The sequence below is a fragment of the Blautia sp. An81 genome (assembly GCF_002161285.1).
Taxonomy (GTDB): domain Bacteria; phylum Bacillota; class Clostridia; order Lachnospirales; family Lachnospiraceae; genus Blautia; species Blautia ornithocaccae.
Genome location: NZ_NFHH01000001.1, coordinates 282,715 through 299,800 on the forward strand (window position 1 = coordinate 282,715; position 17,086 = coordinate 299,800).

A 17,086-nucleotide genomic window follows, 5' to 3' on the forward strand; every position below is an offset into this window, starting at 1 on the left:
CTTCTTGACAGCAGAGATATATCATCCTAAACTAAAATCAGCGTCCATAGAGATGAAACCAGGCCTCAAAGACCTGGAATATATACAAACAGGAGGTATTTATATGTCTGCAATTACCGGCAATACCCGTCTTACAGGTCTTTTAGGAAGCCCTGTAAAGCACAGTATCTCTCCCCTGATGCATAATTTCAGTTTCCAGTATCTTGGAATGGACTGTGTCTATCTGGCCTTTGATATAAACGAACAAACTCTGGAGAAAGCTGTTGAAGGGCTAAAAGCCCTTCAGGTCATGGGATTCAACCTTACTATGCCCAATAAAAACAAAATCCTGGAATATCTGGATGGCCTCTCCCCTGCAGCCCGGCTTATTGGGGCCGTTAATACTGTGGAAAATCAGAATGGCTGTCTCATCGGCCACAATACCGACGGAATCGGTTTTATGCGTTCCGTAAAAGAACAAGGCATTCAGATGAAAGGCCAGACTATGACCCTTATGGGAATCGGCGGAGCCGCCACAGCCATCTGTGCCCAGGCTGCCCTGGACGGAGTAAAAAAAATCCATATCTTCGCCCGAAGCACCAGCTCTCATCTTCCCAGAATCCAGCATCTCTCTTCTGAGCTGGAAAAAGAAACTGCCTGTCAGATTTTTATTCATGATACCAAAGATCTGGATACTCTAAAAACTGCAATGAAAGAAAGCCGGCTTTTTGTCAATGCCACCTCCGTTGGCATGGCTCCCCACACAGAGGGCTGCATATTGCCGGATTCGTCTTTTCTCTTTCCGGAACTGGCCGTAGCAGATATCATCTATTCTCCCTGGGAGACCAGACTGCTGACTATGGCCAAAGAAGCCGGCTGTATAGCTTTTAACGGCTATTCCATGCTTCTGTGGCAGGGAGCCGAAGCCTTTCACATCTGGACAGGACAGGAAATGCCTATGAAGCAGCTGAAAGACTATCTCCGGCAGAAAACCGGCATCTCCGGCATCTAAACATTAATCATGTACCAAGAATATTTATACATTTTATGCAAATTGTCGAGGATAGCTTTGAGATCATAGGCTCAAAGCGGCACAGACTGAGCAATAAAATGTATAAAGATTCTTGATTTTGATCAACGTGACAGCCCCATGTCAGTTCTGACCGCAGTTTCCTGCGTCGCCACGGAGGATATCGATTCCATGTCCCAATGCTTCTATCACATACTCCAGACATTCCCTTACCGCCTTGGGGCTTCCCGGCAGGTTTACGATCAGGGTCCTTTTTCGGATACCTGCTGCCTGTCTGCTGAGCATTCCCCGTTTTGTCACCTCCATGCTGCAGGCCCGCATAGCCTCTGGAATCCCCGGTACCATCCGCTGGCAAACATCCTGAGTAGCTTCCGGAGTAAAATCTCTGCTGGAGAATCCTGTCCCTCCTGTAGTCAATATCAGATCCGCCATGTCTTCATCTGCAATCCTTGCCATCTCTGCAGCCAGAAGGGCTCTCTCATCTGGAAGGATTTTCTGATATACCACCTGATATCCCTCCCGCTCCAGTATCTCGCAGATAACCTGTCCGCTGACGTCCTCTCGTTCTCCTCTGAACCCGCTGTCACTGGAGGTAATAACTGCTGCTCGTCTCATATTTTTCTCCTTTCATTTTAACGCCGTCTATTATTAAAAATGGAATTCTCCGCTTTTTCCGCCAGTCTTTTCTACCAGATGTATATCTGTGATCTCCATCCTCTTGTCAATAGCCTTGCACATGTCGTAGATGGTAAGAAGGGCTGTGGTGACTCCCGTAAGAGCCTCCATCTCCACACCGGTCTTCCCCTGGCACTTCACCGTACAGTATGCAGTGATCCGATTTTCCTCCGGTGAAAGTTCAAAATCCACATTGCATTTATCCAGCAGAAGTGTGTGGCAGAGAGGAATGAGAAAAGGTGTCTGCTTCACTCCCATAATCCCGGCGGTCCGGGCTATCCCCAGCACATCTCCCTTAGGGACCTGCTTTTCTCTGACCGCTTCCATGATTTCCTTGCTCACCAGGATACTTCCTCTGGCAATGGCTGTCCTGCTGGAGGGTTCTTTTTGAGAAATATCCACCATCCTGGCATTTCCCTGTTCATCAAAATGGGTAAATCCCTGTTCCATATCTGGCTCCTTTCCCGTTAATAACAAAGAGCTGCCGCATTAAACAACCATCAAGAATATTCCTGACATATGTTTAATACGACAGCTCTGTAATCTTACAGCTTTATCTTCTGTTTTTCAGGAAATCCGGAATCTGAATGTCCTTCTGCTGTACAGTGCTCTTAAACTGCGGCTGCTGGAAGGTTGGCTGCTGGAAAGTCGGCATCTGGTAAGATGGCTGTGGCTGCTCCTGCTGTGCCTGTCTTGGTGCCTGAGCCTTTGCTCCTCTTTCAGATTTAGAAGATTTCTTTTCTCTGGATACGCTGGCTTTTCTTGCAGTCTCATCATCCAGACCTGTTGCAATAACCGTGATCCTTACATAGTCAGCCTCTTTGTCATCATAGAGAGCACCAAAGATAATATTTGTATCCTCGCCTGTAAGGTTCTGAACATAGCTTGCTGCATCGTTGGCATCCATAAGAGAAATATCTCCGGATACATTGACGATAACATGAGAAGCTCCTTCGATGGTTGTTTCCAGAAGAGGACTGGATACAGCCTGCTGAACAGCATCCATGGCTTTGTCATCGCCTTTGCCTTCACCGATACCGATATGTGCGATTCCCTTGTCGATCATAACTGTCTGAACATCGGCAAAGTCCAGATTGATCAGAGCCGGCAGGTTGATCAGATCTGTGATTCCCTGAACTGCCTGCTGAAGAACCTCGTCTGCTTTCTTCAGAGCTTCCGGCATAGATGTACGACGGTCTACGATTTCCAGCAGACGGTCATTTGGGATAATGATCAGTGTATCTACACTTTCTTTTAACTTCTCAATTCCTGCCAGAGCGTTGCTCATACGTGTCTTTGCCTCAAAACGGAAAGGCTTTGTTACAACACCAACGGTAAGGATTCCCATTTCTTTTGCAACTCCTGCAACTACCGGAGCAGCTCCAGTACCTGTGCCGCCGCCCATACCGCAGGTTACAAATACCATATCTGCACCCTGGATGGCCTGTTTGATCTCCTCGATGCTTTCCTCTGCTGCTTTCTCACCAATCTCAGGCTTTGCTCCAGCGCCCAGTCCCTTTGTCAGCTTTTCGCCGATCTGAATGATCGTAGGGGCCTTACACAGGGTCAAGGCCTGCTTATCTGTATTCACTCCTATAAATTCAACGCCGCCGATGGCTTCCTCCACCATTCTGTTTACTGCATTATTTCCTGCTCCGCCTACACCGATAACAATGATCTTTGCAGATGATTCAGCTTCATTTGTCATAATCTCTAACACGGTATTTCCTCCTTTAGCTCCCTTGTATGGTCTGAAATGCTATTTCACATTTTCTTCCTATTTTATGTTCCGGCAAAACCGGTATGTATCAGTCTGTATTATCTAGTTGCTCATTACATATAGATATATAATATCTTTTTTTCTAAAATTAATCAACCGCAAATTTCACTTTTTATAAAAAAATCATATCTTACTGCTCCTGTCTGCTCCTGGTATCCGCAGAATCTGAGCCGTCGCTGTACTCCAGTTCATTCCCTGAAGTCCCAGTATCCGTTCCGCTGCCGGTTCCGTCAGAGGCGCTGCTGCTCTCTTCTTCGTCTCCGGAATCCTCCTCCTGGGTGGCGTCATCAAAGACCACTGATTCTGAATCCTCCGTGGTATTCTCCAGATGGAGGATTCCTGACATATCCTCAAGCTGGGGAAGGATCCCCACAAGACGGTTGATCTTTTCATCCATGTTCTCATCATCTCCCAGCCGGACTTCTATATCTCCGTAATACATTACCAGCTGGTTCAGATCATTAAAAGCCAGCCTGTCCGGTTTTTCTTCCATCTTTTCCAGCATTTTTCCCACACTGAGGATGGTATTCAACTTTCTCGTATTAATTCCAGTCAGCCGCTCTCCCTGAACAGCCTCTTTTACATCAATCCCTTCAATCTGGGGCACATTCTCCAGAGGCTCTTCTGTAATGATCTGTATAATGCCCTGACGGTCAAAATTTACACACTGCCCCTGAAATTCAATATAGCCGATCATTTGTTTTTCTTTCACTTGAAGAAGCAGAGTATTCCTGTTCACTCTGGAAATTGTGATACTGTCGATCATAGTCTCATCTTTTGTGCTTTTCTCTGTATTGATAAATCCCGCTAAAACAGAGTTATTCGCAATAGGCGCGTCCAGAACCATATTTTTTATCTGATCATCAGTATAAAAACTGTTGCCTTCTACCTGTACGCTGGTCACCCTGAATCCCAGGAAAAATACCAGAACAAAAATCAAAAGGATTCCCGCTACAGCTTCTATGATGATCCTGTACAGTTTTCTTCTGCTCATAAAGCGTCTCCCCTAATCTTTCTCAGTTCTTGCCCCGAGACAGTTCAAATCTCTAGAGATGTCCTCATATCCTCTCTCTATAAATTCTCGGTCTTCCACATAAGTTTCTCCCTGAGCACCCAGACCGGCTACCACAAGGGCGGCCCCTCCCCGAAGCTCTTCTGCCCTTACAATATTTCCTGAAAGCCTGCCTCCCCGAATCCTGGCAGTCTGTCCCTCCAGATGAATCTGCGCTCCCATTTTTCGGAGCTGCGGAACCACCTTGAATCGGTCTTCAAATATATTCTCTTTTATCTGGCTCCATCCCCAGGCCCGGGTAAGGACTGCCAGAAATACCGATTGAAGATCTGTGGGAAAGCCGGGATAAACACCGGTTTCCATCCACCGGACAGGCCTGTATGCCCTCTGGCTGCATAGAAACAGTTTACCACTGTTATACGCGTATTGTCCACCTATTTTCTCATATGCCCCAAGGAGGGCTCCCATTTCTTTTATGGGAGGTTCCAGAAGTATTCCTTTTCCTCTGGTAATAGCGCTGGCGCACACATAAGTACCTGCGGCAATCCTGTCTGCCGGTATGGTAAATACAGTATCCTGAAGTCTGGGAACTCCCTGTATTGTCAGGCAGGAAGTTCCTATGCCCCCTATCTTTCCCCCAGCCTGGTTCAGAAATCGGCAGAGCCATGTCACTTCCGGCTCTCTGGAGCCTCCTCTTATAACTGTGGTCCCCTGGGCGCAAACCGCCCCCAGGACAGCATTCTGCGTGGCCCCTACACTAGGTCTGGGGAAAGAAATCTCTGCCCCTTTAAGCCCCCTGGTCCTTCCATAGAGCAGCCCTTCTTCTGTCTCCACAAATTCTCCTCCCAGTTCTCTGAGAGCCTTCAGATGCAGGTCAATGGGCCTGGAGCCGATTACACAGCCACCAGGAAAAGGGAGCACCGCTTCTTTGCACCTTCCCAGGAGGCTTCCCAGCAGTACAATAGACGAACGCATTCTTTCACCCAGCTTTTTTTCTACCTGGCAGCAACTAATATTCCGAGCCCAGATTTCCAGAGTGTCTCCCTGCCAGCTGGTTCCTGCCCCCAGGCTTTTAAGCACTTCTTCCATGAGAAGGACATCGGCTATACGGGGGCATCCCTTCAGCACAGTTGTTCCTCTATTTAAAAGAGCGGCTGCCATAACAGGCAATGCCGCATTTTTTGAACCCTGTATCCTTACTTCTCCTTCTAAAGGAATTCCCCCTGTAATCCTAATTCCGCCCAAGCCACACACTCCTCTTAATACATTCCGTTTTGCAAAACACTATCTGGAATTATTCTATGCAGGGCCTCCTGCATTGGTGATTCAATCCTTTCTCCTCCTGCTTACAGACAGGGCAATCCCCATTTCTCCCAGAAGAAACAATACCGAAGTGCCTCCGTAACTGATAAAAGGCAGAGTAATCCCTGTGTTTGGAATCGTATTGGTCACCACCGCGATATTCAATATCACCTGAATAGCCATATGAGCCATGATCCCTGCAGCCAGCAGGCTCCCGCACAGATCCTGGGCATGGGTTGCTGTGACCATCAATCTCCAGATCAGCAGGCCGAAAACCAGGATTACCAGACATCCTCCTGCAAGGCCGGTCTCTTCACATATAATAGAAAAAATCATATCATTCTGAGCCTCTGGCACAAATCCCAGCTTCTGAAGACTGCTCCCCAGGCCCTTTCCGAAAATCCCTCCGCTGCCAATGGCGTACAGACCCTGGATCGTCTGAAATCCCTTCTCGTAGGCCTCGGGATTTCTCCAGATAGCCAGACGCTCCAGCCTGTAGCTGGCCATTCCAAGAAAAATTCCGATAAAAACCACTCCAACCCCGCCGATTCCCACAAAAGGCAGGTATCTGGGATTGGATACAAAAATCAGGATCACGCCGATTCCCAGAATAATAACGGCAGTACTCAGGTTGTTGGTTCCCACCAGTCCTACGATAGGAAGAAGTATTGCCATCCGCCCTGCCATATAAAGGATTCCCCGGTTTTCTTCTTTTCCCTTTGTGATCACCCAGGCAAGAAGCAGTATCACAGCTACCTTGGCAAATTCTGAAGGCTGAAAAGATAACGGCCCCAGAGACAGCCATCTCTTAGAGCCGTTATATTCATCTCCGAAAAGCAGCACTGCCAGTGACAGCAGCAAAGAAACCCCATAGAGAAAAGGAGCCATTTTCACCAGAAAATTATAATCCATGAAAGATACCAGATACATGCCCATAAGTCCCAGGGAAGTGGCAAACAGTTGTTTTTTGAAGTAGTATGCAGAGTCATGAAACTTTACTCTTCCATTGTAGGCGCTGGTGCTGTAGAGAAAGATCAGTCCGCAGACCACCAGAAGAAGTACCAGGAATATCAGAAGACCGTCTGCAGTCTTCTCTTTTTTCTTCCTGCTTTCCAAACAAGCCTCGCCCCTTTTGCACCTGTTCTTTCTAAATATATGGATTCTTTTCCTCTCTTATGTCAGTTTTCTTCTTTCATCATCCTCCGGACATATTCTTTAAATTTGTCTCCCCGCTGCTCATAATTGTCAAACTGTCCCCAGCTTGCACAGGCGGGAGAAAGAAGAACGGCGTCTCCTTTCTGGGCCTTTTGGGCACAGATTTTCACCGCTTCCTCCAGATCATCTGCCAGAATGGTATTGTAAAATCCACATTCATGAGCAGCCTTCTGGATCTTTTCTCTGGTCTGACCGATCAGGACCAGATATTTTACCTTTCCGTCAAAAGCATTTATCCATTCTTCGTATGAGGACTCCTTATCATATCCCCCTCCGATAAGCAGGGTAGGCCGTTCCATAGCCTGTATGCCCTTAATGGCCGCATCAGGATTTGTTCCTTTTGAGTCATTATAGTAAGCCACTCCGTCAATTTCCTCTACAAACTCAATCCTGTGTGGAACTGCCTTAAAGGCCATGACAGTACGGCGGATAATCTCAACAGGCACTCCTGCATACCAGGCCATAGCTGCTGCCGCCATGACGTTTTCATAATTATGTTTTCCCAGAAGATAAAGGTCTCCTGTCTTTACGATTTCTGTCTCCTCATCCTCTGTCTTCATAATGATCCGGTCTCCCTCCAGGAAGATTCCCTGGGGAAGTCTCCTTTCGCTGGAGAAAAATACCGGCGTGGCAGGACATCTTTCTGCAAACTCTCTCAGTTCTTTATCTTCATAGTTCAGGATACAATAATTTTCTTTTGTCTGGTTCACTGCAATGAGCTCTTTTACCCGGATATATTCTTCCATAGTATGATGTCTGTTCAGATGGTCTTCTGTGATATTCAAAATAGCAGACACCTCAGGAGCAAAGCTCTCTATGGTCTCCAGCTGAAAACTGCTGATTTCCGCCACCACATAGCTGTCATCCTTTGTGGAAAGAGCGGCGCCGGTATAGGCATTTCCAATATTTCCCACCACAAAAACGGAATCACTGTAAGCCTTCATGATCTCTCCCAGAAGAGCCGTAGTCGTAGTCTTTCCATTGGTACCTGTGATAGCCAGGACTCTTCCTTTCCCCATCTGGTAGGCCAGTTCTACTTCTCCCCAGATTGTTATTCCCTTTGCTCTTATCCTCTCTACTGGAGGAATGTCCTGAGGCACTCCCGGACTCATCACCGCCAGTTCCAGGCTCTCTATAACATTATCAGGAAGTTCTCCCAGAATAATCTGACAGTCACAGCCTTCCGGCAGTTTTCTTCTGACCTCTTCTTCTTTCAGTTTCTCATTGCCATCATACAGCAGGATCTGGGCTTCCACTTCTGCCAGAAGTTTCACAGCGCCCATTCCGCTGATCCCGGAACCAAAGACCAGGACATTCTTTCCTTTTAAATTTTCTCTCTGTAATTTCATGCTTTTATCTCCTTATCTGCCTATACTCCCATGAGAGCTATCAGACATAAAATAGCTGTAATTACGGAAAACACTGCTACAACTCTTGTCTCAGACCATCCGCACAGCTCAAAATGATGGTGGATAGGAGCCATCTTAAAGAATCTTTTTCCATGAGTAGCTTTAAAATAAGTTACCTGAATTATTACAGATAAAACTTCCACTACATAAACCAGTCCTACGATCAATATGAACAGGGGCATCTGAAGCATGTAAGCAGTACCTGCCACAAAACCTCCAAGGGCCAGGGAACCTGTATCTCCCATAAAAATCTTGGCTGGATAGACGTTAAAGAGCAGGAATCCCATAAGGGCGCCCACCACTGCACAGGTAATAGGTTCTATACCGCTGTTTGTCCCAATAGCCACCACAGAAAAGAATGTGGCTACGATTATAGTTACAGAAGAAGCCAGCCCGTCCAGTCCGTCTGTAAAGTTTACTCCGTTTACTGTGCCGATCACTGCGATAAACAGAACAGGAACAGCCAGGATTCCAAGATTCAGCTCATATTCCGGGAAAAACGGAATCTTCATAGCCAGAGACACGTCGGTAAAATTCACCAGATAAAAAGCAAAAATCGCTGTCACGATGATCTGGCAGGCCATCTTCTGTCCAGGCATCAATCCGTCAGAACGCTTCAGCACTACTTTCAGATAGTCATCCAGAAATCCTATAATTCCAAAACCCAGAGTTAAAAATAATATGGGAATGATCTTCGGATAATTTCCAACGAAAAAAATCGATGTCACCACTGTAGAAAGCAGGAAAATAATTCCTCCCATTGTGGGAGTTCCTGCCTTCTTTAAGTGGGACTGAACGCCTTCTGTTCTCTCTGTCTGTCCCATTTTCAATTTTCTCAGATAAGGAATGATAATGGGCCCCAAGATCACGCTGATGACAAAAGCCAGCAGCACCGGTAAAACCACGTTAAAATCTGCCATAGTACACCTCATTTTTCTATGTATTTTTTGCTCTTCCTAGTATAATGCTTTTTCTCCCGATTTTCAAGACTTCCTCCAGTATCCCTATCAGCCCTCAATTCCCATGTAGGGCAGGATGTTCTGATAAATATCTTTCATCACCGGAGCCGCTATGGTTCCTCCATAATAAACGCCCTGGGGGTCATAAATCACAACAATACCCAGAATCTGTGGATTTTCCGCAGGGGTAAACCCAAGGAAAGAAGAAATATAGCGGTTTTCGCTTCTCGGCAGAGTCTGGGATGTGGCAGTCTTGCCTCCAATGGTCCTTCCCTCTATAGCGGCGTTTTTTCCGGAACCTTCGGACACTACTTTTTCCAGGATATAGCGGACCTCCTCAGATACCTGAGAGGAAACAATTCCCTCCTGGGTCTCATAAGAAAGTTCTTCTATGAGATTCCCATCATTATCTGTCACCCGGACGCCAAAATGAGGCGTCACCCTTTTACCGCCATTAACAATGGAACTGACTGTAGTCGCCAGCTGTATAGGCGTAATCTGAAAAGACTGTCCAAAAGAAATCGTCGCCAGCTCTACCTGACCGATATCCTCTTTTTTATGCATGATCGTTCCCGCCTCTCCCGGCAGGTCGATGCCAGTCTTTTCCATAAGTCCGAATTTTTCAAAATAATGATAATAGGTTTCCGCCCCCAGGCGCAGCCCGACCTCAATAAACACAGGATTACAGGAGTTCATAGCCCCCTCTACAAAGTTTTCAGCTCCATGCCCCGTTCTTTTATGGCAGTGGATCCTTCGGTCTTCTACAATCTTATAGCCAGGACAAGAAAACTGGTCATCCAGGTCTACCACACCCTGGGACAGACCTGCAGCCATTGTAATAATCTTAAAAGTGGAACCAGGCTCATAAGTATCATTAATAGTAGGGTTTCTCCACATCTGATTACAGGCGTCCTGAAATTCTTCCTCTGTCATCTGGGAAGTATCCTGATCTGTATTCAGTGTAAAAGGGTCGTTCAGATTATATTCCGGCACATTTACATTGGCATAGATTTCTCCATTCTGAGGATTCATAAGAAGTATTGAAACTCCCTGGGCTTCCTTTTCCTCCATCACCTTTAAAGCTGCCTGCTGGGCATACATCTGAATGTTTTTATCCAGACTGGTCTGAAGATTATAGCCTTCTACCGGCTCTATCCGGCTTTCCCCCAGTTCAGACAATTCCACACCTCTGGCATCTGTGGTTGTAAGAATTTTGCCGTCTATTCCCTTGAGAACATCTTCATATTTTACCTCCAGACCTACGATTCCCTGGTTGTCTCCCCCGGTAAAGCCCAGCACCTTAGAGGCCAGTTCTTCATAGGGATAGTCTCTCTTATAATCTTCGTCTACTTTTACTCCATCTAATCCATAACTTCGAATTTTATCTCCCACACTTTTTTCCACATTTGTCTCTATCCTCTCTATAGAGGAAACCGTCTCTACCCGTTTTCTGGCAATCTCTTCTGAAATCCCCAGTTCCTTCACCAGCATGGCAATGACCTTCTCCGGCTCTGTAATCTGGCTGTGGATCACAGATATGGTACAGACTGCCTTATTATCTGCAAGGACTTCTCCGTTGCAGTCCAGGATCTTACCTCTGGCCGCCTTAATATCTCTCTCCCGTTCATGGAGTTCCTGGGCCTTTTCCGAATAATAATCCGAGCGGATCACCATAAGGTAAAACATTCTCCCTGCAAGACCAAGGAGCATACAGACAAACACGCCAAAGACTATTACCGTCTTCTTTTTATGATAAGTTCTGTTTTTCTTCATAAGAGAGCCGCTCCTGCTGTCCGATCCCTGCTATTATATGCAGTTCTCCCAAAAAAAAGAAGGAGCCTGCATTAATCGTATGTCAGGAATATTTATACATTTTAAATGTATAAATATTCTCGATGTTGATTAATGCCGCAGCTCCTTCTTATTCTTGGGCAGCAGAACTGCCGCTGTCATCTTCCTGTCCGAAGTTTTCTAATTCCTCTGTGTCATAGACATCTTCCTCATAGGAGGGATCATTTTCATCAATCTCTGCCTCTTCATTGGTAATGCCGTCTGAATATTCATCGTTCAGCTCTGTTTCCTGAGGATCTCCATCTCCGTATCCCTGATCAAGGACTGTGCCGTAAGGATTGGATACGCCGTCCTCAACAATATCTGTAAACTTAGGCACTCCATAAAAGCCCTGCCACAATACAGTCTCCCCTGTAGTTTCCTCATCCTGAGGGATATTCATATACGGAAGTACTTCTGACAGAATGGCCTGAGCCAGATACTGAGCGTAAGTGCTGGAAGCCTGGCTGTCCACGTTGGGCGTATCCACAACTACATAGATCAGCACTTCCGGATCATCAAGGGGTGCAAAACCAATGAAAGATACCAGATAATTGTCCTTTGTATCATCTGCCAGTTTTTCTGCTGTTCCGGTCTTACCGCCCATGGAATAGCCCTGTACCTTAGCAGACTGGCTGGTACCGCTCTCCACACTCATTCCCATATATTCCCGGACAGCAGCTGAAACCTCTTCTGAAATAGGCTCTTTCATAACGGTAGGCGTAATATTCTCCAACACTTTTCCGTCCTGGTCTGTAACAGACTTTACCAGATGAGGCTGATAATAGGTTCCGCCATTGATCGCCGCTGCCATTGCTGAAATTTCCTGTATCATGGTACAGGTAAATCCCTGTCCGAAAGCAGAAGTTGCCAGCTCCATCTCATTCATGTTTTCCTCTGAGAAAAGGATACCGGTTCCCTCTCCGGGGAGGTCAATGCCTGTACGGGTTCCAAAATTAAATTTACTCTGATACTTAAGAAATTCTGCTGCTCCCATTTTTCTGCCGATAGCCATCATACCGTCGTTGCAGGAATTCTGGATAACCTCTCCCAGAGTTTCTACACCGTGAGCATTAGGATAAACTGCGCATCTTACAAAATCTTCTCCAATCTGCTGTCCGCTGTCGCAGTAAAAAGTGTCATTTTCTGTCACTGCCCCGGATTCCAGAGCACTGGCCACTACAATAGGCTTCACTACAGAACCCGGCTCATAGTCTTCGGTGATGCAGAAATTGTTCCACATAGAGAATAGGGCGTTTTTGGTTTCCTCGTCATTCATCTCTTCGATTTTTTCCTCAGTATAGATACCGGACAAATCTCTGGGATTATTTAGATCATAGCTTCCAGAGCTGGCCATTGCAAGGATTTCTCCTGTATCAGGGTCTTCAATGATAACACCTATATTTTCTGCACCCTTTTTCTGTTCTCCCTCCACATTATTGGGACCTGCGGAAAGAGCCGTGTTTAAGGCTTCAATATACTTTTCAGCAATTCCCTGTATAGTAGCATCCAGAGTCGTAGTAAGATTTTTCCCATCTACAGCCTCTACAATGGTCTGAGCCTGGTCTGTGTCTTCACTGAGATAGCCGAATTTTCTGCCGTTGGTCCCGTTTAGGGTACTGTTATAGTATCCCTCAAGTCCCCAGTCTGCAGTATTTCCTGCGTCAGTAAAGCCAATGACATCACAGGCCAGATCTTCCAGCGGGTAAACTCTCTCATAGTCATCCTCAAAATAAATTCCCTGGACGTTGCTCCTCCTGGTTCTTTCCTCCTCAGATAAAGCAGCACGCTCTTCTTCATCTTCTGGAAGTTCATTGGCGGCTTCAAAAGCATTTTTATCATCCATAGAAACCTCTGTCTCCAGGATCTGATACTGGCTGGAGCTGGTTTCTTCATTGTCCAAAAGGCCCTCTATGGTTTCCCTGTCAATATTAAAATATTCTTCCAGGGCTGCAATAGTAGGCTCCCTGTAATCTTCATTATAGTTTACCGCCTGGCAGTCCAGGATCAGGTTATATACCTTTACGCTATTGGCCAGCACCGTACCGTTCCTGTCTGTAATGGTACCTCTCCGGAATGGTATGGTCGTATTGGTATACTGCTGCTGAGACTGAGAAAGAACCTGTCTGGCATAGCGGTTTCCTTCCCTGGCATTTATTACGGTAATTCCTACCAGTAAACCGGCGAAAGCCAGCAGAGTCACTCCAAATACCCCCGCCAGCTTTCGTTTCATTTTCTTTGTTAATTTTCTTTTCTTTGATTCCTGTTTATTCAATCTTCCACCTGCTTAGTTCTCCGGGACGTCCTGATACTGCCTTACATAGCTGTTATTTCCCGGCGTATAGTACCGAATCTGGTCTTCTGTTGCATACTGCATACCCAACTCATTAATGGCCCTGTCTCTGATCTCGTCCAGGTCAACTCCAGTAATCACTTCGCTGTAATATGCATCGTTGTCTTCTTTCAGCTGATTAAGCTCCAGTTCCCTGCTGGCCACCACACTTCTCTGGGCAGTGACCTGAGCAGTAAGCTTTATATAGTGGACACAGGCTGCAGTGGCAAGGGCGCATACCAGACTTAGGAAAACAATATAACCTCTGCTGATGCTGGTGCTTTTTGCCCGGTTCCTTTTTGCCCGTCTGCTTAGTTCTTTCTTTGGCTGTTCAGGTACCTCCTCCAAGCGGCGCGCTGCATTACCGTCATCATAATACCCGGTATATCTCTGCCTTTTTCGATTATCATATTTGTTTCGGTTCCTTGTACTTGCCATGAAACTCTCCCTTTTCCGGACTCTCTGCCTCTACTTACTCATTCGCTCAAATACCCGCAGCTTGGCACTTTTGGAGCGGCTGTTATTTTCCAGCTCCTCCTGGCTTGGAAGAATAGGCTTTCTGGTAATGACTTTTCCTTTTGATTTCTTCCCGCATACGCATACGGGAAAATCCGGCGGGCAGGTGCAGGGGTTTTCGTTTCTCCTGAAAATCGTTTTTACGATCCTGTCCTCCAGAGAATGGAAAGTAATGATACAGATCCTGCCTCCATCATTTAAAAGGTCGATCATATCATCCAGACTGTCTCTTAAAACATCCAGCTCCTGATTCAGCTCAATCCTGATCGCCTGGAAAGTCCGTTTGGCCGGATGGCCGCCCACAGCCCTCATTTTCATAGGGATGGCATGTTTAATGATTTCTGCCAGTTCTCCTGTGGTCTCTATATCTTTTTCCTGTCTTGCCAGGCAGATATGCTTTGCGATATTTTTTGCGAATTTATCTTCCCCATAGTCACGGATAATGCGGTACAGCTCTTTTTCGCTGTAGGTATTCACAATATCCCTGGCAGTCCGGGGATTTCTCTGGTCCATACGCATGTCAAGAGGGACATCTTCCCTGTACGTAAATCCTCTCTCCTTGTTGTCCAGCTGGTAGGAAGATACCCCCAAATCTAAAATAATCCCATCTACTGATGGAATTCCAATCTTCTGTAATTCCTTTTTCATGTTGCAATAGTTGCTGCGGATGATGGTTACATTCTCCCCGAATTCCTTTAACCGCTCACCCGCAGCTTTTATCGCAGCTTCATCCTGGTCTATACCTATCAAGCTCCCCTTGGCAGATAGCTGCTGACATACCGCATAGGAATGTCCGCCGCCTCCCAGTGTTCCATCTACATAAATCCCATCCGGTTTTACCCTTAAATTCCGGACGGTCTCTTCCAGTAATACGGATTGGTGTTTAAATTCCATTTTTTTCTCCTGGCTTTCTCAGATTACAATGCCCATATCCTGCATACCCTGTGCAATGGCATCCATATCTTCATAGTTGCTGTTCTCCAGCCATTTTTCCTTACTCCAGACTTCAATCCTTGTAAGATTACCAGTCAGCACCACATCCTTAATAAGACCGGCAAATTCCCGAAGCGTCTGCGGTACGAGAATTCTCCCCTGCCTGTCCAATTCACACATTGTTGCACTGGCTACAAAGAAACGTAAGAAGGCTCTTGCATTTTTATCATTAAGTGGTAAAGCTTTCAGCTTTTCTTCAAAGTTTTTCCATTCATCTTTGGGATAGATAGACAGACATCCGTCTAAGCCTTTGGTAAGTACGAACTCCTCTCCCAGTTCTTCTCTGAACTTGGAAGGAATGATCATTCTCCCCTTTGCGTCAATCGTATGACTGTACTCTCCCATGAACATATGAATGTCACCTTCCTTCGTGAGGATACGATTCTCCCCTTCGTGCCCTCCATGGTCCAAATGGACTGCTTCTGCCATCAGCCACCCATTTGCTACCACTTTTCACCACTTTCTACCACTTATATGCCCATTCTATACTAAACTTATAGAAAACGCAAGAGGAACGTATGTTTTCTTTCAAAAACAAAAGGCAGAAAAAGCCCCTGCAAATCGTGACTTTCTCTGCCTTTTTCCCTGTTTTCAGTTTCAGCAGCCCTTCCTGTTCCCTGTATCCATATAGGTGATATCCATATTCTCCTGGCTGTCCGGGCTGTTGTTCCTGCTCAGATATTCTTCGATCAGACCGTCCAAAAGACGGCTGATATCCAGAATCCTGCTTTCTGTCATTCTGCCTGCTATGGCGGCATTCAGATCTTCTCTGGTATTTTCAATTTCTCTTTTTAGTTCTATCTGTGTCATTTATTAACTCCTGCAGTTCTTTCTCTCTACCACTAATCTTTCAGTACCACTACTGCGCTCACGCTGGCCGCAGATAAAACTTACATCTCAGCCTCAGGGGACTGAATGTAGGATTTCTGATTTTTACCTGTTTTATACATTAAACCGGAAAAGGATCACATCTCCGTCCTGAACCACATAATCCTTGCCTTCCATGCGGACCAGCCCTTTTTCTCTGGCCCCTGCATAAGAACCGCAGTCCAGAAGATCCTGATAATTTACGACCTCAGCTTTGATAAATCCTCTTTCAAAATCTGAATGGATCTTTCCTGCCGCCTGAGGCGCCTTGGTCCCTACCTTAATAGTCCAGGCTCTTGTCTCATCCTCTCCTGAAGTAAGGAAGCTTAACAGTCCCAGAAGTCTGTAGCTGGCCACGATCAGTTTTTCCAGGCCGGACTGTTTGATTCCCAGGTCCTCCAGGAATTCCTTTTTCTCGTCATCCTCCAGCTCTGAAATCTCCTGCTCGATTTCTGCACACAGAGCAAATACCTCGCTGCCAGTCTCTGCTGCATATTCCCGTACCTTCTGTACATGAGGATTGGACTGAGCGTCATCTGCCAGATCATCCTCTGAAACATTGGCGGCATAGATTACCGGCTTATATGTGAGGAGATTATACTCCTTCATATATCCTTCCTGATCCTCATCTTCCAGCTCAATAGTGGAAGCTGGCTTTCCATCTTCCAGATGAGCCTTTATTTTCTTTAAAAATTCCAGCTCTTTTGCTGCATCTTTATCCATTCTGGCAGTTTTTGTTGTCTTCGCGATCCTTCTCTCCAGAATCTCCAGGTCAGAAAAGATCAGTTCCAGGTTGATCGTCTCAATATCTCTCATAGGGTCAATGGAACCATCCACATGGACTACATTTTCATCTTCAAAGCAGCGTACCACATGAACGATGGCGTCTACCTCCCGGATGTTAGCCAGAAACTGGTTGCCCAGCCCTTCTCCCTTGGAAGCGCCTTTTACCAGACCTGCAATGTCAACAAATTCAATAACTGCCGGAGTCACTTTCTTGGAATGATAAAAGTCACCCAGAAGCTTCAGCCTTTCATCTGGCACTGCAACAATTCCCACATTGGGGTCTATAGTGCAGAAAGGATAGTTTGCTGACTCTGCTCCTGCTTTTGTAAGAGAATTAAATAAGGTACTTTTGCCTACATTTGGCAGTCCCACGATTCCTAATTTCATAATACTGATTCCTC

Annotated in this window: 16 protein-coding genes; 1 reads left to right on the forward strand and 15 read right to left on the reverse strand. The window is 46.1% G+C overall.

All coding sequences use genetic code 11. The features are described from left to right. Nucleotides 1-103: 103 nt before the first annotated feature. Nucleotides 104-991, forward strand: a complete 888-nt coding sequence (locus B5G33_RS01345; RefSeq protein ID WP_087416467.1) for a shikimate dehydrogenase — start codon at nucleotides 104-106, stop codon at nucleotides 989-991. Between the two features lie 141 nt (nucleotides 992-1,132). Here the strand turns inward: B5G33_RS01345 and B5G33_RS01350 are convergent, their stop codons facing one another. The 15 genes from B5G33_RS01350 to ychF form a co-directional block, all read right to left on the reverse strand. Then, a complete protein-coding gene (locus B5G33_RS01350) occupies nucleotides 1,133-1,624 on the reverse strand; it encodes a MogA/MoaB family molybdenum cofactor biosynthesis protein (RefSeq protein WP_087416468.1) in 492 nt (163 codons plus the stop codon). A 33-nt stretch (nucleotides 1,625-1,657) separates the two neighbouring features. Further along, complete coding sequence (gene moaC, locus B5G33_RS01355) at nucleotides 1,658-2,134, reverse strand: cyclic pyranopterin monophosphate synthase MoaC (RefSeq protein WP_087267163.1); 477 nt, start codon at nucleotides 2,132-2,134, stop codon at nucleotides 1,658-1,660. 103 nt (nucleotides 2,135-2,237) lie between these two features. After that, nucleotides 2,238-3,392 carry a cell division protein FtsZ gene (gene ftsZ, locus B5G33_RS01360; protein WP_087416561.1) on the reverse strand — a complete coding sequence of 385 codons (1,155 nt, stop codon included), beginning with the start codon at nucleotides 3,390-3,392 and terminating at the stop codon, nucleotides 2,238-2,240. A gap of 202 nt (nucleotides 3,393-3,594) precedes the next feature. After that, nucleotides 3,595-4,458: a cell division protein FtsQ/DivIB gene (locus B5G33_RS01365; protein ID WP_087416469.1), complete on the reverse strand. Its 864-nt coding sequence runs from the start codon at nucleotides 4,456-4,458 to the stop codon at nucleotides 3,595-3,597. Nucleotides 4,459-4,470: 12 nt separating this feature from the next. Beyond that, nucleotides 4,471-5,730: a UDP-N-acetylglucosamine 1-carboxyvinyltransferase gene (gene murA, locus B5G33_RS01370; RefSeq protein WP_334293379.1), complete on the reverse strand. Its 1,260-nt coding sequence runs from the start codon at nucleotides 5,728-5,730 to the stop codon at nucleotides 4,471-4,473. A 72-nt stretch (nucleotides 5,731-5,802) separates the two neighbouring features. Continuing rightward, on the reverse strand, nucleotides 5,803-6,894 hold the full coding sequence (locus B5G33_RS01375; RefSeq protein WP_087416471.1) for an FtsW/RodA/SpoVE family cell cycle protein: 1,092 nt from the start codon (nucleotides 6,892-6,894) through the stop codon (nucleotides 5,803-5,805). 62 nt (nucleotides 6,895-6,956) lie between these two features. Further along, the gene (gene murD / locus B5G33_RS01380; RefSeq protein WP_087416472.1) at nucleotides 6,957-8,342 is read right to left on the reverse strand and encodes a UDP-N-acetylmuramoyl-L-alanine--D-glutamate ligase; all 1,386 of its coding nucleotides are present in this window, start codon (nucleotides 8,340-8,342) and stop codon (nucleotides 6,957-6,959) included. A 20-nt stretch (nucleotides 8,343-8,362) separates the two neighbouring features. Beyond that, the gene (mraY, locus tag B5G33_RS01385) at nucleotides 8,363-9,322 is read right to left on the reverse strand and encodes a phospho-N-acetylmuramoyl-pentapeptide-transferase (protein ID WP_087267149.1); all 960 of its coding nucleotides are present in this window, start codon (nucleotides 9,320-9,322) and stop codon (nucleotides 8,363-8,365) included. Between the two features lie 87 nt (nucleotides 9,323-9,409). Further along, nucleotides 9,410-11,134, reverse strand: coding sequence for a peptidoglycan D,D-transpeptidase FtsI family protein (locus B5G33_RS01390; protein ID WP_087416473.1), 1,725 nt, complete (start codon nucleotides 11,132-11,134; stop codon nucleotides 9,410-9,412). Nucleotides 11,135-11,282: 148 nt separating this feature from the next. Next, nucleotides 11,283-13,466: a peptidoglycan D,D-transpeptidase FtsI family protein gene (locus B5G33_RS01395; RefSeq protein ID WP_242974388.1), complete on the reverse strand. Its 2,184-nt coding sequence runs from the start codon at nucleotides 13,464-13,466 to the stop codon at nucleotides 11,283-11,285. Nucleotides 13,467-13,478: 12 nt separating this feature from the next. Then, nucleotides 13,479-13,961 (reverse strand): hypothetical protein, encoded by a 483-nt coding sequence (locus B5G33_RS01400; protein ID WP_087267143.1) that lies wholly within the window; start codon nucleotides 13,959-13,961, stop codon nucleotides 13,479-13,481. A 30-nt stretch (nucleotides 13,962-13,991) separates the two neighbouring features. Further along, nucleotides 13,992-14,933 (reverse strand): 16S rRNA (cytosine(1402)-N(4))-methyltransferase RsmH, encoded by a 942-nt coding sequence (rsmH, locus tag B5G33_RS01405; RefSeq protein WP_087267140.1) that lies wholly within the window; start codon nucleotides 14,931-14,933, stop codon nucleotides 13,992-13,994. A gap of 18 nt (nucleotides 14,934-14,951) precedes the next feature. Beyond that, complete coding sequence (gene mraZ / locus B5G33_RS01410) at nucleotides 14,952-15,383, reverse strand: division/cell wall cluster transcriptional repressor MraZ (protein WP_087267645.1); 432 nt, start codon at nucleotides 15,381-15,383, stop codon at nucleotides 14,952-14,954. 246 nt (nucleotides 15,384-15,629) lie between these two features. Beyond that, nucleotides 15,630-15,842 carry a Spo0E family sporulation regulatory protein-aspartic acid phosphatase gene (locus B5G33_RS01415; RefSeq protein WP_087416474.1) on the reverse strand — a complete coding sequence of 71 codons (213 nt, stop codon included), beginning with the start codon at nucleotides 15,840-15,842 and terminating at the stop codon, nucleotides 15,630-15,632. Nucleotides 15,843-15,974: 132 nt separating this feature from the next. Beyond that, entirely contained in the window at nucleotides 15,975-17,072 is a 1,098-nt protein-coding gene (gene ychF, locus B5G33_RS01420) for a redox-regulated ATPase YchF (protein ID WP_087416475.1), read from the reverse strand. Nucleotides 17,073-17,086: the final 14 nt, after the last annotated feature.

Excerpts from the sequence above, each read along its gene's own strand:
- B5G33_RS01390 (WP_087416473.1), bottom strand. The coding sequence starts at position 11,134 with ATGAAGAAAAACAGAACTTATCATAAAAAGAAGACGGTAATAGTCTTT.
- B5G33_RS01415 (WP_087416474.1), bottom strand. The coding sequence starts at position 15,842 with ATGACACAGATAGAACTAAAAAGAGAAATTGAAAATACCAGAGAAGAT.
- B5G33_RS01345 (WP_087416467.1), top strand. The coding sequence starts at position 104 with ATGTCTGCAATTACCGGCAATACCCGTCTTACAGGTCTTTTAGGAAGC.
- rsmH (WP_087267140.1), bottom strand. The coding sequence starts at position 14,933 with ATGGAATTTAAACACCAATCCGTATTACTGGAAGAGACCGTCCGGAAT.
- B5G33_RS01365 (WP_087416469.1), bottom strand. The coding sequence starts at position 4,458 with ATGAGCAGAAGAAAACTGTACAGGATCATCATAGAAGCTGTAGCGGGA.
- ftsZ (WP_087416561.1), bottom strand. The coding sequence starts at position 3,392 with ATGACAAATGAAGCTGAATCATCTGCAAAGATCATTGTTATCGGTGTA.
- B5G33_RS01400 (WP_087267143.1), bottom strand. The coding sequence starts at position 13,961 with ATGGCAAGTACAAGGAACCGAAACAAATATGATAATCGAAAAAGGCAG.
- ychF (WP_087416475.1), bottom strand. The coding sequence starts at position 17,072 with ATGAAATTAGGAATCGTGGGACTGCCAAATGTAGGCAAAAGTACCTTA.
- mraY (WP_087267149.1), bottom strand. The coding sequence starts at position 9,322 with ATGGCAGATTTTAACGTGGTTTTACCGGTGCTGCTGGCTTTTGTCATC.
- mraZ (WP_087267645.1), bottom strand. The coding sequence starts at position 15,383 with ATGTTCATGGGAGAGTACAGTCATACGATTGACGCAAAGGGGAGAATG.
- B5G33_RS01350 (WP_087416468.1), bottom strand. The coding sequence starts at position 1,624 with ATGAGACGAGCAGCAGTTATTACCTCCAGTGACAGCGGGTTCAGAGGA.
- murD (WP_087416472.1), bottom strand. The coding sequence starts at position 8,342 with ATGAAATTACAGAGAGAAAATTTAAAAGGAAAGAATGTCCTGGTCTTT.
- moaC (WP_087267163.1), bottom strand. The coding sequence starts at position 2,134 with ATGGAACAGGGATTTACCCATTTTGATGAACAGGGAAATGCCAGGATG.